Annotated in this window: 23 protein-coding genes; 3 read left to right on the top strand and 20 right to left on the bottom strand. The window is 67.5% G+C overall.

What is annotated here, in order from left to right; translation table 11 throughout:
- Positions 1-8 precede the first annotated feature (8 nt).
- On the bottom strand, positions 9-995 hold the full coding sequence (locus tag AC36XV_RS01730; RefSeq protein WP_492201955.1) for a sugar nucleotidyltransferase: 987 nt from the start codon (positions 993-995) through the stop codon (positions 9-11).
- 120 nt (positions 996-1,115) lie between these two features.
- Between AC36XV_RS01730 and AC36XV_RS01725 the strand changes: the two genes are divergently transcribed.
- The gene (locus AC36XV_RS01725) at positions 1,116-1,511 is read left to right on the top strand and encodes a hypothetical protein (protein ID WP_492201954.1); all 396 of its coding nucleotides are present in this window, start codon (positions 1,116-1,118) and stop codon (positions 1,509-1,511) included.
- Between the two features lie 37 nt (positions 1,512-1,548).
- Here the strand turns inward: AC36XV_RS01725 and AC36XV_RS01720 are convergent, their stop codons facing one another.
- Entirely contained in the window at positions 1,549-2,832 is a 1,284-nt protein-coding gene (locus AC36XV_RS01720) for a dicarboxylate/amino acid:cation symporter (RefSeq protein WP_492201953.1), read from the bottom strand.
- A gap of 143 nt (positions 2,833-2,975) precedes the next feature.
- Between AC36XV_RS01720 and AC36XV_RS01715 the strand changes: the two genes are divergently transcribed.
- Positions 2,976-3,923 (top strand): hypothetical protein, encoded by a 948-nt coding sequence (locus tag AC36XV_RS01715; RefSeq protein ID WP_492201952.1) that lies wholly within the window; start codon positions 2,976-2,978, stop codon positions 3,921-3,923.
- On the top strand, positions 3,916-5,493 hold the full coding sequence (locus AC36XV_RS01710) for a DUF445 family protein (RefSeq protein WP_492201951.1): 1,578 nt from the start codon (positions 3,916-3,918) through the stop codon (positions 5,491-5,493). The genes AC36XV_RS01715 and AC36XV_RS01710 overlap by 8 nt, the downstream gene beginning before the upstream one ends.
- Before the next feature lie 36 nt (positions 5,494-5,529).
- Here the strand turns inward: AC36XV_RS01710 and AC36XV_RS01705 are convergent, their stop codons facing one another.
- From AC36XV_RS01705 to AC36XV_RS01620, 18 genes are all read right to left on the bottom strand, one after another.
- Entirely contained in the window at positions 5,530-6,384 is an 855-nt protein-coding gene (locus AC36XV_RS01705; protein WP_492201950.1) for a tetratricopeptide repeat protein, read from the bottom strand.
- An 85-nt stretch (positions 6,385-6,469) separates the two neighbouring features.
- Positions 6,470-6,817 (bottom strand): divalent-cation tolerance protein CutA, encoded by a 348-nt coding sequence (gene cutA, locus AC36XV_RS01700; protein ID WP_492201949.1) that lies wholly within the window; start codon positions 6,815-6,817, stop codon positions 6,470-6,472.
- Entirely contained in the window at positions 6,810-8,696 is a 1,887-nt protein-coding gene (locus AC36XV_RS01695) for an AMP-dependent synthetase/ligase (protein ID WP_492201948.1), read from the bottom strand. Before AC36XV_RS01695 ends, cutA begins: the two co-directional genes overlap by 8 nt.
- Positions 8,686-9,132: a tetratricopeptide repeat protein gene (locus tag AC36XV_RS01690; protein WP_492201947.1), complete on the bottom strand. Its 447-nt coding sequence runs from the start codon at positions 9,130-9,132 to the stop codon at positions 8,686-8,688. Before AC36XV_RS01690 ends, AC36XV_RS01695 begins: the two co-directional genes overlap by 11 nt.
- Before the next feature lie 2 nt (positions 9,133-9,134).
- A complete protein-coding gene (locus tag AC36XV_RS01685) occupies positions 9,135-9,434 on the bottom strand; it encodes a hypothetical protein (RefSeq protein WP_492201946.1) in 300 nt (99 codons plus the stop codon).
- Between the two features lie 100 nt (positions 9,435-9,534).
- The gene (locus AC36XV_RS01680; RefSeq protein WP_492201945.1) at positions 9,535-10,215 is read right to left on the bottom strand and encodes a hypothetical protein; all 681 of its coding nucleotides are present in this window, start codon (positions 10,213-10,215) and stop codon (positions 9,535-9,537) included.
- A gap of 12 nt (positions 10,216-10,227) precedes the next feature.
- On the bottom strand, positions 10,228-10,836 hold the full coding sequence (gene folE / locus AC36XV_RS01675; RefSeq protein WP_492201944.1) for a GTP cyclohydrolase I FolE: 609 nt from the start codon (positions 10,834-10,836) through the stop codon (positions 10,228-10,230).
- A 17-nt stretch (positions 10,837-10,853) separates the two neighbouring features.
- A complete protein-coding gene (locus AC36XV_RS01670) occupies positions 10,854-11,267 on the bottom strand; it encodes a 6-carboxytetrahydropterin synthase (protein ID WP_492201943.1) in 414 nt (137 codons plus the stop codon).
- 302 nt (positions 11,268-11,569) lie between these two features.
- Positions 11,570-12,781 carry a Na+/H+ antiporter NhaC family protein gene (locus AC36XV_RS01665; protein ID WP_492201942.1) on the bottom strand — a complete coding sequence of 404 codons (1,212 nt, stop codon included), beginning with the start codon at positions 12,779-12,781 and terminating at the stop codon, positions 11,570-11,572.
- Between the two features lie 291 nt (positions 12,782-13,072).
- Positions 13,073-13,672, bottom strand: coding sequence for a DNA-3-methyladenine glycosylase (locus AC36XV_RS01660; protein WP_492201941.1), 600 nt, complete (start codon positions 13,670-13,672; stop codon positions 13,073-13,075).
- Between the two features lie 25 nt (positions 13,673-13,697).
- The gene (locus AC36XV_RS01655; RefSeq protein ID WP_492201940.1) at positions 13,698-15,692 is read right to left on the bottom strand and encodes an NYN domain-containing protein; all 1,995 of its coding nucleotides are present in this window, start codon (positions 15,690-15,692) and stop codon (positions 13,698-13,700) included.
- Positions 15,693-15,812: 120 nt separating this feature from the next.
- A complete protein-coding gene (locus tag AC36XV_RS01650) occupies positions 15,813-17,399 on the bottom strand; it encodes a class I adenylate-forming enzyme family protein (protein ID WP_492201939.1) in 1,587 nt (528 codons plus the stop codon).
- Between the two features lie 84 nt (positions 17,400-17,483).
- A complete protein-coding gene (gene aroB / locus AC36XV_RS01645; protein ID WP_492201938.1) occupies positions 17,484-18,623 on the bottom strand; it encodes a 3-dehydroquinate synthase in 1,140 nt (379 codons plus the stop codon).
- Positions 18,620-19,987 (bottom strand): hypothetical protein, encoded by a 1,368-nt coding sequence (locus tag AC36XV_RS01640; RefSeq protein WP_492201937.1) that lies wholly within the window; start codon positions 19,985-19,987, stop codon positions 18,620-18,622. The genes aroB and AC36XV_RS01640 overlap by 4 nt, the downstream gene beginning before the upstream one ends.
- Entirely contained in the window at positions 19,987-20,520 is a 534-nt protein-coding gene (gene folK / locus AC36XV_RS01635; protein ID WP_492201936.1) for a 2-amino-4-hydroxy-6-hydroxymethyldihydropteridine diphosphokinase, read from the bottom strand. The genes AC36XV_RS01640 and folK overlap by 1 nt, the downstream gene beginning before the upstream one ends.
- A 101-nt stretch (positions 20,521-20,621) precedes the next feature.
- Positions 20,622-22,301 carry an IPT/TIG domain-containing protein gene (locus AC36XV_RS01630; protein WP_492201935.1) on the bottom strand — a complete coding sequence of 560 codons (1,680 nt, stop codon included), beginning with the start codon at positions 22,299-22,301 and terminating at the stop codon, positions 20,622-20,624.
- 54 nt (positions 22,302-22,355) lie between these two features.
- Positions 22,356-23,846, bottom strand: coding sequence for a GWxTD domain-containing protein (locus AC36XV_RS01625; protein ID WP_492201934.1), 1,491 nt, complete (start codon positions 23,844-23,846; stop codon positions 22,356-22,358).
- A 59-nt stretch (positions 23,847-23,905) separates the two neighbouring features.
- Positions 23,906-24,765 (bottom strand): PorV/PorQ family protein (locus AC36XV_RS01620; protein ID WP_492201933.1); only part of this gene is annotated, 860 nt, incomplete at its 5' end.

Raw genomic sequence — 24,765 nt, 5'->3', positions numbered from 1 at the left:
CGGCGAGCCTACAGGGCTTCGATCGTCGAGTGGTCGCCCACCGAGACCGATCCTCTCAGCGCGCTGGCTTCCACGTGGTCGCCGATCATCGAATGTTCGAGGTCGCACCCTTCGAGCAGCGAGGCCTCGCCGACGATGCAGTCTCGGAGACGCCCCCCGCGCAACGTGGTCCCGCGGCCGATGCTGACGTTCGGACCGATCTCGACATCCTCCAGGACCGCATCCGCAGCGACGCACACCGGAGGAATCACCCGAGCGCCTTCGACCGCCGAAGGCGGGGTCGCGGCACCGGAAAGCAGCACCTGCCGGTTGGTCTCGAGAATCGTCTCCAGCTTGCCGCAGTCCCACCAGTGCTCTACCTCGGCCGTGAAGAGCCGGTCTCCCCGGTCGATCATGTACTGGAAGGCATCCGTGAGGAAGTACTCCCCCATCTTGGGCGGCTGGGCCATGACGTGTTCGATGCCCTCGAACATGAGGCGCCAGTCCCGGATGAAGTAGAGGCCGATGTTGGCCAGACGGGAGATGGGCTCGGACGGCTTCTCGACGATGCGCCGCATGAAGCCGTCCTCATCCGTGACGATCACGCCGAAGCGTTGATAGTCCTCCACCTCCTTCGCCCACACGATGCCGTCCACATCCGGCATCGTCTCGATCAGGCCGAGATCCGCGTCGAACAGCGTGTCGACGAACACGATCAGGACCGGCCCCTCTACATAGGGCGCGGCCAGGCGGATCGCGTCGGCCGTCCCCAGCTGCTCCACCTGGGGAACGGCCCGGAACGCCAGTTCCGGATGCTCGTCCGACAGCCAGCGTTCGATGGTGTCCGAAAGGTGGCCGGTGATCCCGATGATCTCGTCGACACCGGCCTCCTCGAGCTGGCGGATCACGTAGTCCAGCACCGGGCGATTGGCCACTCGAAGGAGCGGCTTCGGACGGGTGTGCGTGTGCGGGCGGAGTCGGGTACCCTTGCCCGCGAGCGGGAGTATGGCTTGCATGCGACCTTCTCAGAGGTTCTCATCCACGGTGGATCGACCCCGGAACGGTACGGGGCGCCCCCGAACCGGGCAACATCCGGCGCGCGTGCCGCGAGCGCCGGCTCATCCGTCGGAATCGGCATGACGACCAGGTCTTCCAGCGAGGCGGGAAAGCCCGCGGCAGGCGAGGCGGTGGACACCCGTCGCCCGGCCGGCCCGGAGGGGCGTCTCTACGTGGCATCTTTCGCGGCCGTGTGGGATCGGGTACTGGAGGCCGTGCGGGGGCAGAGTCGGTGGTCGCTCGTGCACCACGACGAGGAGCTCGGGATGGTCACCGCCCGTTGCCGGGGCTGGCTGCCGGGAAGCGCATCCCTGCTCACGATCTGGGTAAGCCTGGACGACAACGGGCTGACGCGCCTCGACCTCCGGGCCGTTCCCGATGCGCGGCGGGCCGCCGGGCCCGGGGACCGTCTCGTGCGGGACTTCGTGCAGGGCATGGACCGGGCCCTCGGTCCGGGCGCCCGCGTCCGCTCCTGAGACCTGCCGGGACCTTCCGAGACCTTCCGTCGGCGACCTACCGGCTGTCTTCTCCTCGCAGAGCCCGGTCGTACTCCGAGCGCTCGATCACGGCCGCCGCCGTGAGGTCTCCGGTGACGTTCACGGCCGTTCGGCACATGTCGAGGATCCGGTCCACGCCGAGGATGAGGGCGATCCCGGCCGCCGGATCGATGCCCGATCCGGCGAGCACCCCCTTCAGCACCACCACCAGGATGATGATCCCCGCCGAGGGCACGCCCGCCGCTCCGATCGACGCGAGGGTCGCGGTGAGCACGATGCCGAACTGCGCGGACAGCGCGATGTCCCCGATCAGCACCTGGGCGATGAACATGGTCGCCACGGCCTGGTAGAGCGCGGTGCCGTCCATGTTGATGGTGGCCCCGAGCGGAAGCACGAAGCTCGACACTTCCTTCTCGATCCCGAGTTCCTCCTCGGCGGTCTCCATGGTCAGGGGAAGCGTGGCGTTGGAGCTCGACGTGGAGAAGGCGATCAGCTGCACGCCGCGGATCGAGCGGAAGAACTCCAGCAGCGGGCGGCGCGCAAGAAACCTCAGGGCCGAGGTGTAGGTGATCAGAACGTGCAGGAGGAGCCCGACGATCACCACGACCACGTAGATCAGCAGGCTCCCCAGCACATCGAGCCCGAAGCGGGCGATGACCGCACCGATGAGGGCGAACACGGCGTACGGCGCCAGCTTCATGATCCAGTGGATCATCACCATGCAGGCTTCGTTGAGACCGTCGAAGAAGCCGACGATGTGGTCCCGTCGTTCCCTCGGCAGCGCCGACACGGCGGCCCCGAGGAAGATCGCGAAGAAGATGATCGGAAGCATGTCCCCGCTGGCCAGCGCCTCCACCGGATTGCGCGGGATCAGGTTGAGCAGCACGTCGACGAGACCCGGCGCGTCCTGGGCCAGCTCGACCTGGCTCGCCCCCTGGACCATGTAGGTCGAGCGGAGGGACTCGAGGGCCTCGGGGCTCATGCGGCTGCCCGGCTGCACCAGGTTCGACAGGAGCAGTCCGATGGAGACGGCCACCGCCGTGGTGGCCAGGTAGTAGACGACCGTCTTGCTGCCGATCCGGCCCAGCTTGGTGATGTCGCCCAGGCTCGCGGTGCCGACGATCAGGCTGGCGAACACGAGCGGAACCACCACCATGGTGATGAGCCGGATCCACGCCGTCCCCACCGGCTCGATGGCCACCAGGAGGCGGGTCAGCATGTCGATGTCGAGGGCGTTGGCGACGAAGCCGGCCACGACTCCGAGAATCAACGCGATGGTGATCTTCGTATAGAGCTGCATGGCGAAAACGGTTGAGTGGAACGGCGCCCCCAGCGGCGGTAGCCCAAGATAGGACGGGCCGCTGGACGGTGACAGGTCTCGCGACCTCCGGTACCTTTTCAGGATCACGAGAGCCGCCGCACGGGGAAACGAAGGAAGTCGACTTGTACAGAACAGGATCACTCGTCGCTCGGTTCGCCCTCGGGGCAGCCGTGATCTCCGCCGCGACGCTCGGTGGTTGCGGCGGTGGGGAAGAACCGGGACCGGAACCGACCGCGGCGCCGCCCGAGCCGAAGCTCAGCTCCGATCCGATCCCCGGCGCCCTGTATCACACGGAATTCACCTTCGTCGGGACCGGAGAGGCGCCGTCCGTGCTGCATCTCCGCTTCGACAATCGAACCGACACGACCTCGATCCATCTCCGCTACCGGGGCTGGTTCGGCGGTCGGGAGTGGAGCCAGCTCCTGGATCTGGCCGACTCCCTGCCCGTCCCGAGGGCCGCGTGGCGGGTTCTCCCCTCCGGTCCGGTGCGCGTGATGGCGGGGGAGGGCGGCGACCCGTCCTCGGTCATCCTCGCCCTGCCGGAAGGCAGACTGCGGCTCGACTCGCGCGGGGCGATCGCGACCTGGAACAGCAGCGCCGGTCAGAGGGAATCCCTTCGTCTGGCCGATCTGCTGGATCAATCGGGAGCCGAATCGGGGCTCCTCCTTGCCCGGCAGAGCGCGCGGCGTCTGGACGAGACGCTGTCCGAGGAAAGGGAGCAGCTGTTCCTGGTCACCGACACCACCGGTGCCGGCATTCTGATCATGAGGGAGAGCACGGCGCCCGACGCCCCGGTCACCACGTGGACCTGGTTCGAGGACACGGAGACCGCGTGGGACGATGGCTTGCTGCTCTCCCTCGCAGCGGCTCCCGACTCGCCCGGACGCTGGTCCTTCGAGCTTCCGGAAGCGGGTCTTCTGGCCGAGATCCGCGGAACCGAGCCGCTGCTGACGGAGATGTCGGCCGCTCCGCCCGGGTTCGAGCTATTTCGGGTCGAGGCGGCCCTGGTTCTCGATGGACAGTCCTGGACCATGCGGGGCGTGGGGCTCCAGGAGCTGAGCCTTGAGTGAACCCGTCCTCCAGTGGCTCCGTGACGGTCTGACGGTACTGTTCGGGGCTCTCGCCGGCGGCATCACGAACCGCGTGGCGATCACCATGCTCTTCCACCCGTATCGGCCGCCGAAGCTGTTCGGCCGGACCATCGGGTGGCTCCAGGGCGCCATCCCGAAGAACCGGGATCGCATGGCCCGGACGATCGGGAACACGGTCGGGACGACCCTTCTCACTCCGGGCGACGTGGCGGCCGAGCTGCGGGACGAGCGGCTCCGAGAGGCCTTCGACGAGCAGCTCGAGGGCCTGGTCCAGGAGCTGCTCGCGGGGGAGAAGCCGTCCATCGAGGAGCTCCTTCCGGACAGCGCCCTGGTGGAGGTCCGCCGCATCCTCGATACGCTCCTGGAATCCGTGCGGGATCGGGTCGTGGACTCCCTTGCCTCGGACGAGTTCTCCGAAGACGCGTCACGCATCCTCGAGACGCTGGCGAATTCGCTCGAGGACGAGTCGCTCGCCGAATCGCTCGGCGAGGAACGGGTGGCTGCACTGCGCGGCCAGGCCGGCGACTGGATGACCCGCCTGGTGGACTCGGAGTCCTTCTCCACCACCGTGCGGGGCCACCTGGAGCGAGCCGCCGGCCGATTGCTGAGGCCGGGCCGGTCCTTTGAAGAGCTGCTCCCGATCGGACTGGTCGCGGCGCTGGAACACGCGATCAGCGATTATCTCCCGCTCGCCATGGAGCGCCTCGGCAGGCTGCTCGAGGACCCCGCTGCCCGATCCCGCGTGGAGGGAGCGATCCACGACCTGCTGGACCGGTTCATGCGAGACCTCCGGTTTCATCAGCGGGTGGTGGCCAAGCTGATCATCACCGAGGAAACGGTCGACCGGGTGATCGACACCCTGGAGGCCGAAGGCGCCGATCGTCTCGGCGACCTCCTGCGGGAAGGCGAGGTGCAGGACGCCATGGCCCGCAGCGTCAACGAGGCGATCGTGGACTTCCTGCGGCGCCCCGTGATCGAAGTGCTCGGCAGGCCCGGCGATCCACAGGTCGAAAGCGCTCTCGACTCCATCACGGCCTGGACGGTCGACGCCGCGCAGGACCCGGAGGTCCGCGAGTTCCTGCTCGATCGCGTCGAGACCGCCCTTCTGAAGGCCGGGGAACGAAGCTGGGCCGATGTCGTCCGTCTCGTCCCGGCTCGAAGGGCCGGCCGGTGGGTGGCCGCGGGGCTTCGTACGGAGGCGGGCCGTGAGCAATTCGATCGGTTCAAGATCTGGCTGACCGACCGCATTCTCGGCCAGCCGATCGGATCCCTCGAGCGGTACGGACGGGAGGGCGCCGCCGAGAGGCTCACGGGGGCGCTCGCCGACCCCGTGTGGGAGTGGATCACCGGGAAGGTGCCGCAGGTGGCCGCCAACGTGCGCGTGGCCGACCGGGTGGAGGCGAAGATCCTCGAGTTCCCCATTCCCGAGCTGGAACGGCTCGTCCGGTCCATCACCGAGAAGGAACTCAACCTGATCGTGCGCCTCGGCTACTTCCTCGGCGCCGGGATCGGCTTCCTGCTGGTGGTGGTGCGCCGCTTCATCGGCTAGTCCCCGCAGTCGGCCGAAGCGACCTTCCGTCCGCGCCTACTCCCCGTCCAGAAGCTCGCGAGCGCGCCGATACGCCTCGGACGCCCTCTCCGGCTCGCGCTTGCGATCGAACAGGATGCCCATGGTGTACCAGGCTCTTCCGTTTCCGGGCTGTATCTCCACCGCACGCTCGAGGGCTTCGAGCGCCATGTCGATGTGGCCGAGGCGGTTGCAGGCCTCTCCGAGGTAGTAGTGGGCGGACTCGGCCTCCGGGTCCAGCGTGATCGCGCGCTGAAGCGACTCCCTGGCGGCGTTGTACAGGCCCTTTCGGAAGAAGACGAGCCCGAGGTTCAGGTGCACGTCCGGGTCCTCCGGGGCGAGAAGCTGGGCGGAACGCAGGATCTGCTCCGCCTCGGCGTACCGGCCGAGCGTGCCGAGCACCGCGCCGACGTTGTTTAGCAGCTGGACGTTCTCGGGCTCGATCGCCAGGGCCGCCTGGTACTCCTCCAGCGCCCGGGCGGGCTCGCCGAGCGCATCGTACACATAGCCGAGGTTGTTCCGGGCCTTGAGATGGCCGGGGTCACGGAAGAGCAGCTCCCGATATCCCTTCTCCGCCTCGACCAGGCGCCCCTCCTCGGCCGCCGCTCGGGCACGTCGGTACAGCGCTTCGATCTCGGCCCGGTCGGCCGACGAGATGCGATCGAGATCGCCCTCGCCGAACGGGTCGTCCGCCTCGACTTGGGGCTCTTCGTCGGATGGCGGCGTGTCGGCCGCCTGCACGGAGGTCTCGGTCCGGTCGCTCTCCTCTGACGCCCCCTCGTCGTCCCGCACGGCGATCTCTTCGGAAGAGGGTGTCAGGTCTAGCTGCTCCCCTGCCGGGCTCGACCGCTCCGCATCGCTCTTCTCGTCCATCGCGTCCGACTCCCCTGGATCCGCCGGCCCGGAACCTGGACCGGCACCCGACGCCGGCGCCTGATTCTCCCGGGCGCCTCTCCTCTTACGCCTCGACATCGGACGCCTCCGTTCGCACCGAATCGCGGACCCAGTTCAGGTACGCCGGAGAGCCCTCGGTCACGTGCACGGCCAGGAACTCCGGCACGTCGTACGGATGCAGATCGACGACCCGCTCTCGCAGCGCCTCCACCCGGTCGTCCGTCGTTTTGATCATGGCGATGGCCTCGGAATCGGTCTGCACGTCGCCCTGCCAGCGGTACACGGACGAGATACCGGGGATCACGTTCACGCAGGCGGCGAGGCGCTCTTCCACCAGCGATCGGCCCATGGTCTCGAGGCTCCCGGCTTCCGGGCCGGTGACGAAGATGATCCGGACTCCGGGCTCAGGCACAGGGCTCCTCCTCCGCCTCGACCCTTCGGTACACCTCCTCGATGCGATCCGCGTACCGCTCCTCGATCACCCGGCGCTTCACCTTCAGCGTCGGCGTGAGCTCTCCCCCTTCGACCGTGAACGGATGGCCCACGATGAGCACGCGCTTCGGACGCTCGTATCGGGCGCAGCCCGCCACGCGGCCGAACACCTCGTCGTCCATCAGCCGCTGCAGCTCTTCCCGGTCCGACAGGGCTTCCCGATCCGCATCCGAGAGCGGACGGCCGGGAAAGGCCGACTTGTAGGCCTGGAAGCTGGGAACGACGAGGGCGAGAGGGAACTTCCTGCGATCGCCGAGAAGAACCGCCTGTTCGACGAAGGGAGACCGGAGGATCTGCTCCTCGATCGGCTGCGGGGCGATGTTCTTGCCGGCCGCGGTGACCAGGAGGTTCTTCTTCCGGTCCGTGATCTTGAGGTATCCGTCCGCATCGAGCTCGCCGATGTCACCGGTACGGAACCAGCCATCCTCGCTGATCACATCGGCGGTGACCTCCGGATGCCGGAAGTAGCCCTTCATGACCTGCGGACCGCGGATGAGGATCTCACCATCGTCCGCGATCCGGATCTCGGTGCCGGCGATCGGCGGTCCCACGGTCCCGAAACGAATCGCGCCCGGTGGATTCACGTTCGTGACGGGGGACGTCTCCGTGAGGCCGTATCCCTCCAGCACCACCAGACCTCCGGAGTAGAAGAACCGGGCGATGTTCGCCGACAGGGGTGCGGCCCCGCTGACGAAGTACCGGACCCGCCCGCCCGTCCGCGCATGAAGCTTCTGAAACACCAGGCGATGGGCGAGGCCGTACGCGGCCTCCAGCCAGCGCTCCACCGGTCTTCCGACCAGCAGGCGCTCCGAGCGGCGGTCGCCGACCCACTTGGCGAGGCGGAAGATCCACTGCTTCAGGGCTCCACCGGCCTGGACGGACTCGACGACCGCGTCGTAGAACTTCTCGTACAGCCGCGGCACCCCGATCACGAAGGTCGGCCTCGCTTCGACCATGTCCCGCGCGACCGTGGTGACCGACTCGGCGTACGCGATCTCGGCCCCCGTGAACCACATCAGGAAATGCCCCGCCGTCCTCTCGAACGCGTGCGACAGGGGAAGCCAGCTCAGAGAGCGATCCGTCTCGCTGATCGGAAGCACCATCGAACACGCCACCGTGTTCGAATACAGGTTCCGGTGGCTGAGCATCACGCCCTTCGGCTCCGCCGTGGTCCCCGACGTGTAGATCAGCGTGGCCGTGTCCTCGGGACGCGCCTGGCGTGCCGCCTCGATCCAGTCGCCCTCCCTCCCGGCGCCTCGTCCGTCGCGGAGCATGCGGTCGAGCGACCGCACCCGGATCCCGGCGTGATCCGTGGCGGCATGCTCGTCTGGCGGGTCGAACACGCAGACCTCGGAGAGATGCTCCAGCCGGTCGTGGACCTGCAGCACCTTGGCGAGTTGATCCCCGTCTTCCACGAAGATCGCCCGGGCGCCCGAGTCTCTGAGGATGTACAGCACCTGGTCCGGCGGCAGCGTGGGATAGATCGTCACCACGACGAGGCCGGACATGATGCACGCCCAGTCGACGAGGGCCCACTCGAGCCGCGTGTTGGAGAGGATGGCGACGTGATCGCCTCTCTCGAGATCTCCGGCCAGCAGCGCCCGGGAGAGACTCTCGACACGATCCGCGACCTCGCGTGCAGTCAGCGGGTGCCACCGGCCGTCTTCCGTCCGCGCGGTGAGCGCCTTGCGGTCCGGATTCAGCGCGAGGCCGCGCGTGAAGACGTCGACCAGGGTGCCGCTTCCGAAATCGTGGGAACGTCCGGCCTGCCGAATCGGCGCCCCGGGGTCAGCCGGCATCGGGCGGCGCCTCCCCGGCATCTTCCTCCCGCAGGCGCTCGAGTGTTTCCCTCGCATGGCTCACGTGCTTCTCGGAGCCGGGAATGTCGGCACCCGACCGCAGGAAGGCGTCGAGATGGACCGCCGCTTCCGTTTCACGTCCGCGGTTCAGGTACAGGAAGGCGATCCCGTAGTGCGCACCGGCGCTGCTCGGGTCCTTCTCCAGCGCGCGCTGATACATCTTGATGGCCTCGTCCGTCATCCCCATGCGGGTGTAGACGATCGCCATCTGCTCGAGCGTCGCCACGTCTCCGGGATGCTCCCGGAGCGCCAGACGCAGCGATGTGAGGGCTTCGTGATACCGCTCCTCGGCCGCCAGCTCGAGTCCCTCCCGATAGTAGTCGGGACGGTTCTCTTCCTTGCCGGTAGCCCCGGTCAGAAAGCTCCACCAGGGCATGATCAGCCCTCCTCCCCCGGCTCCGCCCCATCCCAATCCAGAACGGGAGGCGCGGGAGGAATCACGGCGATGTTATAAGCGAAGGCGAAGATGGCGCCGAGCAGGAAGCCCCACGCGTACCCCCACATGGCGCCGATGAAGGCTCCATGGACGGTGATGGAGTATCCGAACAGCACCCCCGCCAGGAGGCCGGGATCCACGCCGCCTCCGAAGACTGCCAGCACCAGGAGCGTGGACGCGAACACCGCCGCGCTGATGAGCGCACCGGACGCCATCGCGAACGCTCGGGTCTGAAGCCGCATCGGGTCCATTCCGTTCGAATTCGTGGAGCTCAGCTCGAAGCACGAGCACCGGCAAAACTAGACACGCCGCGAAACCGTGGCAACGAACGCGCGCACCCGATCAGGCCTCGACGGCGGCGAGGAGAACGCGTGGATCGGCCGAGACGACACGCAGGCCGGCCTCTCGCGTCTCCCGCTCCGCTTCCGGGCCCGGACGGACGATGGCCAGCCGCCCCAGCGGTCTCAGCGCCGCGGCATAGGCCCGAACACGTCCGTCCGCAGATCCGTCTGAATCTCCAGCCATGGCCGCGGCGGCGCATCGCCCGCTCAGAACCGGAACGTGCCCGGCCCCGCTCACCACCACGCGACTCAGGTTCTCGGGACCACCGGCCGGAGGCCAGGCGTCGGTGACCAGGGACAGGACTTCCCAATTGGCCGCGATCGACGCGACCTCGGCAGCGATCGGAGCGAGTCCGGGACCGAGCAGCACGCATTCGCGGCCTTCACCCAGACCGAGGACAGCCGCCACGAGGATCGCCTCCTCCGCAGAGGCGGCCGGAGAAGCACCCATCGCCGGGCCGGTCCGGTGGATCCGGTCGGTCGTTTCCTCCCGGGCCGAGGGGTCCCCCGGGCTCGAAAGGTGGAGCACACCGTCTTCGATCGGGAATCGCGACTGACAGGCCGGGCACCCGAGGAATCCGCGTCGTACCCGGGGGCCGCTCGCCTCCCCCACGACGGCCACCATGACGTGGGGCGGTCCACACGTCGGACAGGCGATGATCTCGGACAGCTCCAGCCGCATCGGTCCCGTGACTCAGGAGATGAACTGCGGCGCCGTCACCAGGCGGAGGAATTCCTCCCGGGTCCGGTTGTCCGAGCGGAAGCGGCCCCGTACCGCGCTCGTGATCGTCTTGCTGTTCTGCTTCTCGACGCCGCGCATCATCATGCACAGGTGGTAGGCCTCGACGACCACGCCGACACCCGCCGGGTGGGCCGCCTCCTGGATGGCATCGGCGATCTGGTCCGTGAGCCTCTCCTGCACCTGCAGCCGGCGCGCGAACACGTCCACCAGCCGTGGTACCTTGCTCAGCCCGAGCAGTCGGCCGTCCGGTATGTACGCCACGTGAACCTTGCCGAAGAACGGCAACATGTGATGCTCGCACAGGGAGTACAGCTCGATGTCCTTGACCATCACCATGTTGTCGTGCTGCTCCGAGAACACCCCGTTGCCGAGCGCGTCCTCGACCGTGGAGCGATAGCCGCGGGTCAGCCACATCATGGCCTTGGCCACGCGTTCGGGCGTGCCGCGAAGGCTCGGACGATCCGGATCCTCCCCGAGACGTCGAAGCTGCTCGCGCACCAGCTCGGCGTACGGAACCTGGCTCAGATCGAGGCCTGCGGAGGGGTCCCCTGAATCCGTCATCTGTCTGTCTCCTCTTCTCACTCGCCCCGGTATTCCACCGAGTTCCGGTCCGTCTCCCACAGTCGCACCGAGAGAAGCCGGACCCCCGGAAGGCCGGCCTCCAGCCTCCGCCAGATGGCCACCGCGAGGTTCTCCGTCGTCGGAATCACGCCCGCCATCCACTCGACATCCACGTTGAGGTTGGCGTGGTCCACGTCTCCGAGCACCTCCCGCTCGAGCAGGTTCTTGAGCCGTTTCAGGTCCATGACGTAGCCGGTCTCCGGATCGACGGGTCCCTCGACCGTCACCTCGAGGTCGTAGTTGTGACCGTGGCCGGCCGGGTTGTTGCACAGGCCGTACGTTTCCCGATTCTCTTCGTCGGACAAACGGGGATTGTGGAGTCTGTGTCCGGCGGAGAAGTGCACCCGCCGGGTGACGCGGGCGATCGGCATGTCGTGGTCCTTTCCGGGAAAGAAAAGGGGCGACCCGCGGGCCGCCCCTGAGGTTGACATGAGGGGGTTTTTGTGAGACCCGTCAGCTACGGTTTGCCATCCCTACCGGTTTTCCGTCTTCCCGCGAGCGGGCCTGACGTCCGCCGGGAGACAATGGCTCTCACACCCATGTGTTGGCTCAAAAAACACGCCTCACATCCGCCCTTCGTGAACCTAACGGCCCCTGCGGTGAGGGTCAATCCGACCCGTCGGGTATCGCCCCCCGCGGGGAAATCCGCGCGAGATCACGGGACGCGCCGGACCTACAGGGACAGCCACGCGCCCGTCAGGGCGAACCCGATCGCCGCCACCCCGCCGGCCAGGAGCGCGTAGGGGATCTGCGTTCTCACGTGCTCGATGTGGTCGGAGGCGGAGGCGAGTGAGGACACGATCGTCGTGTCGCTGATCGGGCTCGCATGGTCTCCGAACACGCCACCCGACAGCACGGCCGCGATGAAGGGAGAGGCAGGCAGGCCGAGCGCCTCGGCCACCGGGACGGCCATCGGAAGCATGATCCCGAACGTGCCCCAGCTGCTCCCGGTGGCGAACGCGATCCCGCCGGCCACCAGGAAGAGCAGCGGCAGGAGCAGGAAGAGCGGTACGCGGCCACCCACGATACCGGCCACGTAGGCTCCCGTTCCCATCTCCACCGTGACTCCGGCCAGAGTGATGGCGAGCAGGAGCACGAGGGCCATACCGGTGAGCGCTCCCGCCCCCTGCAGGCTCGTCTTGCTCAGCGCCTCGAGGTCGAGCAGCCGCTGCGAGAGGGAGAGGATCCAGGCCACGCCCACCGCCGTCAGGACGGCCCACAGCACCGAGGTGGAACCCGAACCGGCCATCAGGTCCCCATCGCCGGTCACGTACATCGACACCGGCATCATCAGCACCATCACGACGATCGGAACGACCATGTTCACCGGCCGGAGCGGCATCCCCTCCCGCGGCGGCGGCGCCATGTCCTCGGGATCGGCGAGGGCCACGGAGTGCTCCCAGTGCAGCATCCCCTCCGCGGTGCGACGCTGTGCAGCCTTCATGGGACCGATGTCCCACTGGCGGAACGCGGCGACGCCGGCGACGGTGGCCGCGGCCAGGGCGTAGAAGTTGAGCGGGATCGACGCGACGAGCACCCCCACCGGCTCGGCCACCCCGAGACTGGCGAGAACGCCGAGGATGTACGCTCCCCAGGCGTTGAACGGGATCAGGATGCAGACCGGGGCCGAAGTGGAATCGATGAGGTAAGCCAGCTTCTCGCGCGAGACCCGGTAGCGGTCGAACAGGGGGCGGCTGATCGACCCGGCCACGAGCACGGTGATGTTGGACTCGATGAAGATGATCAGGCCCAGGACCCAGGCGAGCACCTGCGCCTTCCGGCCATCGTCCACCCACCGCCGCTCCTCGACCCAGCGGACGAACCCGCGCACGCCGCCGTTCGCCTCCACCAGGGCGATGAGGGCCCCGATCGCGAACGTGAACATGATCACCCGGGCGTTGCCCGGGTCCGTGACCGTGGTGACCGTCGCATCGACCGCCCCGGCGAGACCGGAGATCGGGTTCCAGCCGAGGAGAAGGGTCCAGCCGATCCATATCCCGGCCGCGAGAGACAGGTAGACCTGGCGCGTGTAGATGGCGAGGCCGATGGCGAGCAGCGGCGGCAGCAGAGACAGGGCGCCGAATTCTATCGCAACCTCCCGTGGCCCGAGATGGGGAACCGCTCCAAGAAACGTCGCCCGGTCGGTTTCGTCAAACGTCGCCGCGCCGAACCGCCGTCACCGCCGTGACACCCAGTCGCTTCGCGCGTCGTAGAACCTCCACCGTAGATCGGTTCCCCTGGAGATGCCCGCGCGCGTGGTCCGGACAAGCGCGGCCGCCGGCACGGCCGGACCGGCTTCGATCCACACCGGGGGCCCACTCAGGACGTGGCCCTGGAGGTCGGGGCCGATGGCGAGCGCGCGGGCCAGGCGGCCCGGACCGTTGGTGAGGTCATCCCTGCCACGTCTCTCCCGCATGGTTTCCCGGCCCTCCATGGGCTCGAGCGCCCGAATCAACACGCCGTGCGGCTGACCCAGTTGGCCCGTGACGACGTTGAAGCACCAGTGCACCCCGTAGTTCAGGTGCACGTACGCGGTGCCTGGAGGGCCGTACAGAGCGGCGTTCCGGCGCGTCCGGCCGATGCGCGCCGCGGCATGCGAGGCGGGATCCTCGGGACCCTCGTACGCCTCCGTTTCCACGATGCGGCCTGAAGTCCGCCTGCCTTCGATCTCCGATACGAGCAGGGCCCCGAGCAGCTCCGGGGCCACGACGCTCGCCGGGCGTGCGAAAAAGGGCGCTCGAAGCGCCCTTTCTCCACCTTGCGGAGCCTCCGTCACGTCGACGGATCCGTCATCGACGGGCCTACCCGGCGTCCTCTTTCAGCTCGGCCTTCCGACCCTCGATCACGGCCTGGGCACGCCCCCTCGGAAGCACGTCCTCGATCTTCTCGGGCTCGTGGTCGATGACCTCGAGCACCCGGTCTCCGAACTCGTCCACCAGGCGCTCGGCCGTTCGGCGTCCGACGCCCTGGTAGCCGCGGGCCATTCGCTGGACGAGATCCGACGCATCCGGTCCGTCCGCTCGGGACTCCCCTCCGTCCGAATCGCCGGCGCCCGATCCCTCGCTGGCCTTGCCGGTCTCGGCGGCCGGCACCGCCGGCCCGCTCGGCCCCCGCGATCCACGGCGAAACCGACCCATGGTCCGTGTCGACGGCTTCGGAGGCGCGGACTTCGGCTCGGTCGTCTCCGCGGGAGGGCTCTCACCCGCCTCTTCGGAATCGACCGGACCGGGCACCACGGTGGCCGCAGGACGCGATGGGGCCGCGCGGCGCTTGCGACCGGCGAGAGGGCTCCGGGACGGGCCGGCCGGAGCGCTCTCCGCAGCCGCCTCCAGTGCCGGAGAGTCGTCGGCCGCTCCTGCGTGGCCGGCGTCCGCCGTTCCGGTCACATCCTCGTCCGGAGCGTCATCGCTGGAATCCGAGGTCCGTTCGGCTCGCGGCTCCGACTCCCGGCTGCGCCGGCTCGACGACTTCCGATCCCGGCGCCCGCGACCGCTCCTGCGCTCCTCCGACGATCGCCCCGCGCCCCCGCCACCCTTCTCCTTCTCGGGGGGAGGCGGCGCGGCGCCCTCCACGAGCGCGACCGTGTAGTTCCCCTGAGGCGTTCGCTCGAGGTTGATCACCTCTTCATCGTGTGCCTGGCGAAGAAAGCGGGAGAACTTCCTGAACCCGAGGGCCGCCTCGTCGAAGTCGGCGTCCCGCTCGACCATCTGTCTCTTGACCTCGGAATCGCGCACGGAGCCCTCGTCGCCGGCCCGATCCGCCACGACGGACTGGAGAAGGTCATACGCGGCGCGAAGCCTGTCCTCGTCGACGGCAGGAGGGGCCTCCCCCTGCGAGCTCGCCCGACTCGAGCCTTCCGATCGCTCCTGCCGGTCCCGCCCACGGCCACCGGAACCTCGGCCCCGGTCGTCACGGGAACGTCGCCGGCTTCGACCCGAATCGGACTCCTTGTCCTGCTGCACGGGCGCAGCGTTTGAATCCGGGCTGGCCCCGGCCCCGCCTCCGTTGGTGAACTGACCGATCCGCGCGCCGGGGGCCACCTCGTACTGTCCGTTCGAGGCCTTCTTGAGGTCGAGGATCCCCCGCGAGGCCGACTCGGTGAGGAATCGATTGAACTTGCTGAATCCGATCGACTTCTCGTTGAAGCTGGGGTCGAGCTCGAGCATCACCTGCTTGAAGCGATCGGAACGCATGACGTCGCCGCGATCCGTCATTCGGCGGATGGCCTTCGCCGCCAGCTGCCACGGATCGTGCTTCTCGATGTTCGCCATCTCGGAGGCCGACGTCAGCCCCGACAGGCTGTTGTAGCTGTAGTACTCGTCGCAGTTCTGGACGAGCAGGTCGGAGCTCGACTCCTGGATCCCGACCCCGATCACGTACTTCCCGTACTCCTTGAGCTTGAGAACGAGGCTCGAGAAGTCCGAGTCCCCCGACAGGAGGATGAAGGTCCCGATCTCGGGACGGATGAACACGATCTCGAGGGCATCGATCGCCAGCCGGATATCCGTGGCGTTCTTCTTGGTGGATCCGTAGGCCGGGGCGAAGATCAGGTCGATCGATGCCTCGGACAGGGACGCGATGTACTGCGGGTAGCGCCTCCAGTCCGCATAGGCCCTCTGCACGGACACCTTGCCCCGGATGATGTCCGAGTCGAGGAGCTTACGCAGCTCCTGCCCCAGATTGGAGCGAATGCCCATGGTGACGTTGTCGAAGTCGATCAGGAGGGCCGCGTGCGGTGAATGCGCGTCGGCGGACGCGGCCGGTCTGTGCGGCGCGCGCAGATAAGGGTCGTTCATGTCCTCTCTTCTACTGCTCAGTGAATCTTTGCAGAACCCGCCTCTCCGGGCGGGCGAGAGGCCCTTCGACCTCGCCCCCGGGTCTCTCCCGAGGGGGATGGTGCAAAGAGTCTCTCCAACTCAGTCGGCCTGTTCTCCACGGCGGGCCGCGATCTCGAGCCGCATGCGGCGTGCGATCTCGGCGCGCCGTGAGCTGTCGGTCGTGGCCCGTGGCAGTTCCTCCACGAAGTGCACCAGGTCCGGCAGCTTGTACTCCGCGAGCGCCGGCCGGCACATCTCGCGGATCTCCTCCTCGGTGACCAGCGCGCCCTCGATGAGGACGACGCAGGCACATACCAACTCTCCCAGCACCTCGTTCGGAATACCGACGACGGCCGCATCGGCGACCGCGGGAAGAGATCGGAGGTGGTCTTCTACTTCTCGCGGATGGACACTGTATCCCCCGCGAATGATCAGGTCGCGCTTGCGACCCTCGATACGAAGATAACGGTCTTCGTCCAGAGTTCCAAGGTCACCCGTCTTCAGGAACCCATCCGCCGTCATCGCGGCGCGGGTGGCCGACGGTTGTCGAAAGTACCCCGACATGAGGTTGAACCCCCGAACCGCCACCTCTCCCTCGGCACCCGCGGGGACCGGCTTCTCGGACTCATCGAGGATCTGAACCTCCACTCCGGGAAGCGGGCGCCCCACGGTGGTCGACCGCCGGTCTCCCTCATCCTCCGCAGAGGTCATCGTCACCGTGGGACCGGTCTCCGTCAGGCCGTACGCGATCTCGATCTCCGGAACCAGACGCGCCCGGATCTCGTCCGCCAGCTCGGGCGACACGGGCGCTCCCGCGATCATTCCGGTACGGAGCGACCGACCCTCGAGCTCCTCGAGGCGCCCTTCCCGAAGCAGCATCACGAACATCGTGGGGACGCCGTGCAGGACCGTCGGCGATTCGGACTCGATCAGCTCGAGCGCGTCGAGCGCGTCGAAGCTCTCCTGCAGCACGAGGCCCGATCCGGTCACGATCGAAGTCAGCAGCGCGACGCCCAGACCGAAGATGTTGAACAGGGGGACCGTGCACAGGGTCGTGTCGTCCTCCGTCATGCCGAGCCCTGCGGCGCTCGCGGCCGCGGTTCTCAGGATGGCCTCGTTCGACTGCACGACCCCCTTGAACTTGGTCGACGCCCCGGCCGTGAACAGGATCGCGAAGGGATCCGATGGATCGATCTCGCTGGGGATCAGCTCGTACCCGCGGCCCGCGGAGACGAGGTCCTCGAACTGGAAGATCCGGTCGTCATACCACAGATCCTCCTCGCCCACCGTGACCAGGTACTGCAGACCCGGGAGTTCCGAGAAGAGCGCCTCGAACATCTCCAGGTACTCCACCCCCGCGTACCGTTCGGCGGTGACCACAAGGGCGGCCTCGGTGTTCCGGAGCACGAACTGGAGGTCGCGCGCGGAATAGAGAGGATTGAGGGGAACCACGACCGCCCCCACCTCCGCGGCCGCGAGCGCGGCGATGACGAACTCGGGCCAGTTCGGCATCGTGATCGCCACCCGGTCTCCCTTCTCGATCCCCAGGTCCTGGAACGAGCAGGCGAGCGCGTGCGACTGGGACGCAACCTCCGCCCACGTCCAGGAACGTCCCCGGAAACGCAGGAAGTTCTCGTCGGGGCGTGCCTCCCGCTGTGCATGGAAGGCCGAAGAGACGACCGACATGGCGGGTCTCACCTCCACGGGACCCACCGGTGCACCGGTCGAGCGGGGTTTGATGTGCGGTTCAGAACAGGCTCCTTGTGCTTCTTACCGGGGAGAATCTGCGGCCTCGCAGGCTTCCCGTAAAGCCGCGCTCAGCGCGGTGCGGCACGCCGTCTCCGGAATGGAGTGCGTGAAACCGCCGTCCGGGTCGGTCGCGGGCTGGCCGATTCGCTCGAGAAGGACCCACCGGATCTCGCCGTCCCGCGCCTTCTTGTCCGGCTTCGCCCTCGCCAGGAGCCCGTCGAGGTCGAGCTCCGGTTCGAGCACCTCGGGCAGGCCGCAGCGGCCGAGGACTTCGTCCAGTCGCCCACCCGTTCCCTCCTCCGTCACTCCGACCCGCTCGCCGAGACGGGCCTCCATCCTGAGGCCGGCGGCGACCGCCTCTCCATGGAGCAGCGAGAAGCCGCTCAACGATTCGAGCGCATGCCCGAACGTGTGTCCGAAGTTGAGGATCGCCCGCACGCCGCGCTCCTCCGGGTCTTCCTGGACGATGTCCGCCTTGATGCGCACGCTCCGGCGGATGAGCTCCGAGGTCTCCACCACGCTCCCGTCGCGCAGGCTGTGCGCGTTCCGGTCGATCCACTCGAACAGGGCTGGATCGCGAATGGCAGCCGCCTTCACGGCTTCGGACATACCTGCGATCCGATGAAATCGCGGAAGGGTGCCCAGGAGCTCGGGATCGATCAGGACGGCCGAGGGATGATGGAACGTCCCGACCGCGTTCTTGACCTGTCCCGAGTCGATCCCCGTCTTGCCTCCGACCGCGCTGTCCAGCATGGCCAGCAGCGTGGTCGGCACCTGGACGACCGGGACCCCTCTCATGTAGGTGGAGGCCACGAACCCCGCGAGATCCCCGGAAACGCCTCCGCCGAGTCCGACGACGGCGCAGTCCCGACCGTACCCCTCGATCCGGAGCTCACCGCACAGGCGAGCCCACTCCACGGCCGACTTGTTCCACTCGCCGGCGGGAAAGGTGAACAGGTCGGCCTGGAGATCCGCCGCGGCCAGCGATGCGAGGGCCGGCTTCCCGTACAGCTCGGCCACGTGACTGTCCGCGATCACCGCGAACCGGCGGACTCCGATCCCGGAGCACAGCGCCCCGAGCCGCTCGAGTCCGCCCGGATCGAGTCGAATCTCGTATTCCGTTCGTGGCCGCTCCGGCACGCAAACCCGTAGCGACGTCAATCGTCTTCGTCCCCGACCGCCGGGGCGCGCGACGCCTCCACGTCGATGCCCCCCAGCGCCTGGAGCTCATCCGTCCATGGTGCGCCCACCGGCCAGTCCCACACGACGACGCTCGGGTGACGTCCCGCCGATCCACGCACGACGAGAAGCTGACGCTGCCGGGCCGCGGGATCTCCTTCGTACCGTTCCTCGAAGGCCCGGCGGACGCCCGTCTCGAACTCGAGGGCGTCGCGATCCGAATCCCACACGGTGCTCCAGATGAACACCTCGCCGTCCGGTCCGTCCAGCAGGCGGAACCGGTCCCCCCCCCAACCGGCGGCGGCGCGATCCGCCGTCTCCCTCTCCTGGAGAAACTCCCGGAGGAAGGTCCGCGTCTCCAGCTCACCCAGGTCATCCGAGTAGATGGGCTCCCAACCGGATGGGGCCGGGTGCTCGAATCGGACGATCAGGGGTGCGTCGGTCGCTCCCTCCGCGAACTTCTGCGGGTGGATCACCTGTTCGGTGGACACGGGCATGTGCGATCCGAGAGGCGGGACCCGTCCGGCCGATCGCCAGTACTCCTGCACGAACACGACGCCCCCCAGGTACGGGAACAGCAGGGACTCGCGGATCACGGTAGGAATTGCCTCGAGCACCGGCATTCCGAGTCCGGCCGCCGCCAGGGGGTCCTCTCCCAGCAGCCCCTTCAGCCCGGGCAAAGCCGTGAGGTCCGCCTGGGTCCCGGTCAGCTGTTCCAGCTGCCACTCCAGCATGGCGAACGTCGCGTGGCCCTCCAGCGCCGATTGAGCGGCCGTGCCCCGATCGTTCGCGTCCAGGTTCGCCTGCATGAGGGAATCCAGATCTACGTACTGGTCCTGCAGGGCGTGGACGATCTCGTGCACGAGGATCGGCTCCACTTCGGTCGCATCGGCCCGGTCGACCACGTAGAGGGTGTCGCGAGCCGGGTCGTAGTAGCCCACCACCTGCTCGAGAAGCAACGAGGTGAGGAGGGGCTCGAGCTCGATCGTGTCGGGCACGAGGCCCAGACGAGCGTAGGTGCGCACGACGGCCTCCATCCGGGCCGGCGGTAGCTGTCGCGCCAGCTCGGCCGTGAGAAAGGCCTCCAGGTCGTCCCGTGAGCGCCTCGCCAGACGGATCGGGGCGCGCGCCGGAAGTCCGGAATGGAGCTCCGCGGACGGGAGCAGGTCGGCCGCGAGACGCTGCAATGCGGTGTCGGGCCGTCCCGCTGCCGCCTCGCCCCCCCCGCCCTCACGGCTCGCCCCATCCGCCCCGGAGCAGGACATCAGGGCGACGCCCGCCAGAGCGACCCACAGTACGGGGTGCCACGGCCATCGCCGGCAATTCCCAATCGAGCGTCTCTTCATCAAAGCTCCAGGTCGGTTCTTCGCACTCCGGCAGGATCGATCCGATGCGCCAGCTCCGCAACGGTGGTCGCCTCGCTCCCTCCCGACGCAGGAACCGGCCAGTCCCCGGCGATCTCCGCCAGTGGAAGGAGCACGAACGCCCTCTCCCGCAGTCTCGGATGCGGGATCGTAAGGAGCTCACCTTCGAGCATCACATCCCCGTAGAGAAGGAGGTCGAGATCCAGCTTCCGGGGACCGTACCGGGGTCCCCGTCTCCAACGTCCGGCGGCTCGCTCCGCATCCTGCAGTTCCGACAGGATCTGCCTCGGGCGAAGACGCGTCCTTCCGACGCAGCAGGCGTTCAGGAAGTCGGGCTGCTCCTCGAGGTGCCGGGCGACGGTGTCAAATACGCTGGAACAGCGAAGGTCATCCACGATTCGCCGCAGGCGCGCGGTCCCGTACCTGAGGTGAGCCAGCCGGTCTCCGAGGTTGCTGCCGAGACCGATCGCCACCGGGGTCCCGGTCGCCTGCCCCGCCGCTCCGGTCGCATCCATACGTCGATCCGATCGCTCCACCTTCCGGAAAAAAGACACGGGAGCCCCGGAAACCGGGACTCCCGTGCACATCGCAGGCGCCGTAGCGCCGTTAGATCAGGTTACTGAACTTCCGCCTGGACCCGATACGACGTCGGGTGGTCGGCGCCCGAGTAGTTGTTCAGCCACAGCTGGTAGTTACCGTCCGCCGGGATCTCGCAGACCGACTGCTCCGGCGCGGCGCCTGTGGCTCCGTCGAAGCACACGAACGCCGTGACGCCCTCGTCGACGATCAGGATGTCGAGATCCACACTGTGATCATCCCAATCCAGATCGATCACGATCGTCTGACCTGCCGTAGCACTGAACAGGTAGAAGTCGTCGATATCGGCTCCCTCGTAGGAGCCCACGAGGTCGAGCGGGAACGTGATCGGGGTCGCTGTGGCCGGATTGTCGTTCGCCGGCTCATCCTGCGCGGCATTGGCCAGCTGCGTGTACGTGAAGGTCTCCGGAGCTACGACACCGCCCACGGACACCCCGACCTCGAACTCGTCACCCGCGTTCCCGAGGTCCGGCATCAGAACCACGACCGACGTCTCATCCGCCGACACGACGAATCCCGGTGCCGCGACATCGCCGCTGATCGTCCCACCGTCGACGAGCACCTCGGTGTCGAAGCCCGCCGCGGCCAGGCCGGTTCCGGAAATCGTGATCGCTGATCCCACGTATCCGTCCGCCGGAGCGATCCCGGTGACGCTCGGCGCGAGCACGAACACGGTGGCCGGTCCGTAGGTGAAGATGCCCTCAGAGGTCGTCACCGTCCCGGAGATGTTCGCACCACCCGGAGTCAAGCCCTCGACCGTGACGATCACGTTGACCTGGCCCTCGGCGCCCGGAACGAGCTCGCAAGCCGCCGCGGCGATGGTGGGTGCATCGGAGACCGCCGTGCAGGCGCTGATCTCGTTCTCGTCGGTGTTCTGGTTGCCCAGATCGTCGAGAACCAGCACCTCGGCTTCGGCTTCCGCTCCGCCGGCGATCGCTCCGAAGTCGTCGCCGTTGTCCAGCTCGGCGGAGGCCGGGACGTTCGCCACGACCTCGATCACGATCTCGTCCGTCCGCACGACGCCGAGGCCGGCGGTACCGTTCGCCTCCTGGCCCACCCAGGTGACGCTGAGCGTCGAGGTCCCGCTGGCGTCCGTCTCGAAGTTCCCCACCTCGTCCGTGAACGCGGCCACGTCCGTGTCGCTCGACTCGAACACCGCGTCTTCCGGCGTATAGGGACCGACCGGCGACCCGTCGTTGTCCACGAGCTGGGCCACGACCTGATCCGAATCGCCTGCGCGGTAGATGACCCCGTCCTCGCTGGGCACCGTGCCCTCGGTCGGCTCCGTGATCGCGATCGCGTTCGTGACCACGGTCACGTCGATCTGCGCCGTGTTCGACCCTGAGGTCAGCACGATGCAGGTCGGTCCGAGGGTCGCCCCTCCGGTCACCAGGAACTCGCCCGGCGGATCGATCTCGAGCGCGTTGGGATCCGGCTCCACCGTAATCGCGCCGGGTCCGCACGTCGGATCGATCGCCCATGCGATTTCGTCGAAGGTGGGCTCGCCGCCCTGGTTGACCGCGCGGCTCGCGAGCTCCGCCGTCCGCCCTGCCGCCACGACCATCTGGGTCGGATTCGCCTCGATCCCGGTCGTGTCCTTGACGTCGAAGTCCAGGGGGTCGTCGTTGCAAGCCGTGAGCGCGAGGACAGCCAGCGCGGTAATGCTGAGCCCGACATTACGCACCAAGCCAACTCTCATGATACCCTCTCTCTCGATGTGACACCGTTTACAGCGGGTTTCCGCCGGCATCCGTTATTCCGTGAACCTTACGTTAACTCCGAAGTTCGTCCGCAGATCGTTCAGCGCGGAAGGCCCGCAGCGCTGGTACCAGTCGGCCAGAGACTGGACCTCCGGGTCCGAGCTGTAGATCAGTCGCCAGTGATCGAATCGATCATCCTGTATGAACAGATAGACGAAACTGGTCGTCTGATACTGCCAGATCTCGTACGGGGGCTCCCCCGCGTATCCTCCGGCCCCCAGCGTGGAGGTCGGACTTCCGAGATCGGAAGGTGCATAGTTGACGACCCGGTCCTGTGGCTCGCCGTACTTCAAGTAGATGCGGCCACGATCAGTGAACCAGGGCATTCGCTCTTCCGTCCCCACGTTCTCATCGTATCGGGCCCGAATCGTCGCGATCCGGTTCAGATAGTCATCCAGAAACGCGTTTCCGGGAGCGCCCGGGTCCGGATTCTGACGCTGGAAGAACTCCGTCAGATATCTCCGCTTCGCATCGGGCGGAAGCGCCTCGAAGGTGACTCGCTCCGTGTTGGTGATCAGGAGCGCGACGCCGCCGAAGGTCTGCTCCAACTCGTCGGCCGAGAGGGAGGCGAAGTACTTCGCCTCGTAACTCCCGGAAGCGGTGCCAGCGGCTACCGCATGATCCGGGCTCAACATCTGGAAGGAGGCCCATCGGACCTCTCCCTCACCGTCGCCGCCGATCCGCATGGCCAGTCGATACTGGCCCGGCGGAAGACCGGCCAGGGTCAGGTGTCCCGTGAACGGGACCCCGCCCACACCGACCTCCACGTCGCTCACGGGCGTCCGGTATACGACCCGTTCACCCGACACGACCTCGGCGTGGATGCTGATCCGGGTTGTCTCTTCATCCGCTCCGTACAGCTCCAGATAGTAGTAGAGGTCGGGCTCAGCAGGCAGCACCGATGTGCGAGCTGCCGCCGCGATCCCGAAGCCTCCGTGGGTCACTGACCAGCTCCCGCCTCCTGCACCTTCAGTGATGGGCTCGACCCGCGACGCCAGGAACAGGTCCGACGCCGTCGGTTGCCCACCGTACGCGACAAGGGGCAGGCGCACCCGCTCGCCGAGATCCGGCGCATCCGTCGGATACGCTCTCACCTCGACCTCGTACTCGCCGGGCCGCACCCCGAACCGGAAGGGCTCAAGAAGATAGGAAGTTCCGGACTCCACGTATGCAGCAGCCTGCGTACTGAGCTGCCTCTCCCAGCTATCCCGATAGAGCTGCGTGTCCGTCGCATCGAAGACCGATAGCTCGAACCGGTAGGCGCCCGTGGTTCCTCCCGCCAGCATCGCGAGGGGCACGTTTGCCAGACCGTCGACCATCGTGAGGTCCTCCGGAGCCCACGTCCTGAGGAGCGTGACCTCGAGACTGTCGCCGTCCGCTTGCTGAGGAACGACCACGACAGCGGAAGCCCACGTCCACGACGCGATGGTCGCGGCCGTGACCATGAGGCATGGCGCCACCCACTGCCGAAGGGCAGCGCTCATGCCTCTAAGCTCCCAACTCCCCGGAGGAGTGCGTACGGACATTCGTCGCGCGACTCCGCTCAATCGACTCCGAACGTGACCGTGAACGCATCCGCGCTCCCGAGCACGCCGTAGTTCTTGTAGGCGTAGTCAAACTGTACCTTGTACCGGTCGGCGAACTTGTAGAACAGCCCGCCACCGAGACCCAATCCGTCCACGCCCTCGTCGGTCGAGTACGTCGCACCGAGAGAATCCGTGTTGTCCGGCTGCGTCTGGTACGACGCCCGCAGCGCGACACCGATCGGGACATCCTCCCCGCGCCAGCGGAACTCGCCGGCGAAACCGAACGAGGCGCCCGTGTTGTTGGCCTCGATGAACTCGGACATCAGAGACAGTCCGGTCGTCTCGTTCGAGATGATGTCGTAGTTCAGGCCGACCCGGAACAACCTCGGCAGCGGGAACGGATCCGTGACCAGCCGGGCGGCCGGCGGGTCGACACGCTGATTCGGCACGGAGGGGTCGTCATCACTGAAGTTGACGTCCCGGAACCGCAGCGCCTCACCCTCGTGAGCGAGCGATCCCCCCAGGTTCTGGACGACGAACGCCAGGCGGATCGGCCGGTTGCCCAGCTCGCTGTGGAAGTTGACGCCGAAGTCCAGGGCGAACGTCGACGCCGATGCGCCACCGAGGGCGCCCGTCGCCAGGTCATCGCTGATGTACTTCAACGTCATCCCGGCCGAGAACCGATCGATGAACGCATGGGCGAACGACAGACCAGCGACGGTCTCGTTCACGCCGTACGTCTCACCGGAGATTCCGGTCGGGTCCGCCTCCGTGTAGATGGGCTGGTTCCCGAAACCGAAGTGACCGAGGAAGAAACCTACCCCGAAGTCGTTGTCGGAAAACGGGAAGGCCAGGCCCGCCCAGTAATAGTCGGTGT

The organism is Candidatus Benthicola sp. (genome assembly GCF_058719085.1).
The sequence above is the reverse complement of the archived record's forward strand: the minus strand, read 5'-3'. Positions and strand labels throughout refer to the sequence as shown.

Excerpts from the sequence above, each read along its gene's own strand:
- AC36XV_RS01730 (WP_492201955.1), bottom strand. The coding sequence starts at position 995 with ATGCAAGCCATACTCCCGCTCGCGGGCAAGGGTACCCGACTCCGCCCG.
- AC36XV_RS01725 (WP_492201954.1), top strand. The coding sequence starts at position 1,116 with ATGACGACCAGGTCTTCCAGCGAGGCGGGAAAGCCCGCGGCAGGCGAG.
- AC36XV_RS01720 (WP_492201953.1), bottom strand. The coding sequence starts at position 2,832 with ATGCAGCTCTATACGAAGATCACCATCGCGTTGATTCTCGGAGTCGTG.
- AC36XV_RS01705 (WP_492201950.1), bottom strand. The coding sequence starts at position 6,384 with ATGGACGAGAAGAGCGATGCGGAGCGGTCGAGCCCGGCAGGGGAGCAG.
- AC36XV_RS01695 (WP_492201948.1), bottom strand. The coding sequence starts at position 8,696 with ATGCCGGCTGACCCCGGGGCGCCGATTCGGCAGGCCGGACGTTCCCAC.
- AC36XV_RS01690 (WP_492201947.1), bottom strand. The coding sequence starts at position 9,132 with ATGCCCTGGTGGAGCTTTCTGACCGGGGCTACCGGCAAGGAAGAGAAC.
- AC36XV_RS01685 (WP_492201946.1), bottom strand. The coding sequence starts at position 9,434 with ATGCGGCTTCAGACCCGAGCGTTCGCGATGGCGTCCGGTGCGCTCATC.
- AC36XV_RS01680 (WP_492201945.1), bottom strand. The coding sequence starts at position 10,215 with ATGCGGCTGGAGCTGTCCGAGATCATCGCCTGTCCGACGTGTGGACCG.
- folE (WP_492201944.1), bottom strand. The coding sequence starts at position 10,836 with ATGACGGATTCAGGGGACCCCTCCGCAGGCCTCGATCTGAGCCAGGTT.
- AC36XV_RS01670 (WP_492201943.1), bottom strand. The coding sequence starts at position 11,267 with ATGCCGATCGCCCGCGTCACCCGGCGGGTGCACTTCTCCGCCGGACAC.
- AC36XV_RS01665 (WP_492201942.1), bottom strand. The coding sequence starts at position 12,781 with ATGTTCACGTTCGCGATCGGGGCCCTCATCGCCCTGGTGGAGGCGAAC.
- AC36XV_RS01655 (WP_492201940.1), bottom strand. The coding sequence starts at position 15,692 with ATGAACGACCCTTATCTGCGCGCGCCGCACAGACCGGCCGCGTCCGCC.
- AC36XV_RS01650 (WP_492201939.1), bottom strand. The coding sequence starts at position 17,399 with ATGTCGGTCGTCTCTTCGGCCTTCCATGCACAGCGGGAGGCACGCCCC.
- AC36XV_RS01640 (WP_492201937.1), bottom strand. The coding sequence starts at position 19,987 with ATGAAGAGACGCTCGATTGGGAATTGCCGGCGATGGCCGTGGCACCCC.
- folK (WP_492201936.1), bottom strand. The coding sequence starts at position 20,520 with ATGGATGCGACCGGAGCGGCGGGGCAGGCGACCGGGACCCCGGTGGCG.
- AC36XV_RS01630 (WP_492201935.1), bottom strand. The coding sequence starts at position 22,301 with ATGAGAGTTGGCTTGGTGCGTAATGTCGGGCTCAGCATTACCGCGCTG.
- AC36XV_RS01625 (WP_492201934.1), bottom strand. The coding sequence starts at position 23,846 with ATGAGCGCTGCCCTTCGGCAGTGGGTGGCGCCATGCCTCATGGTCACG.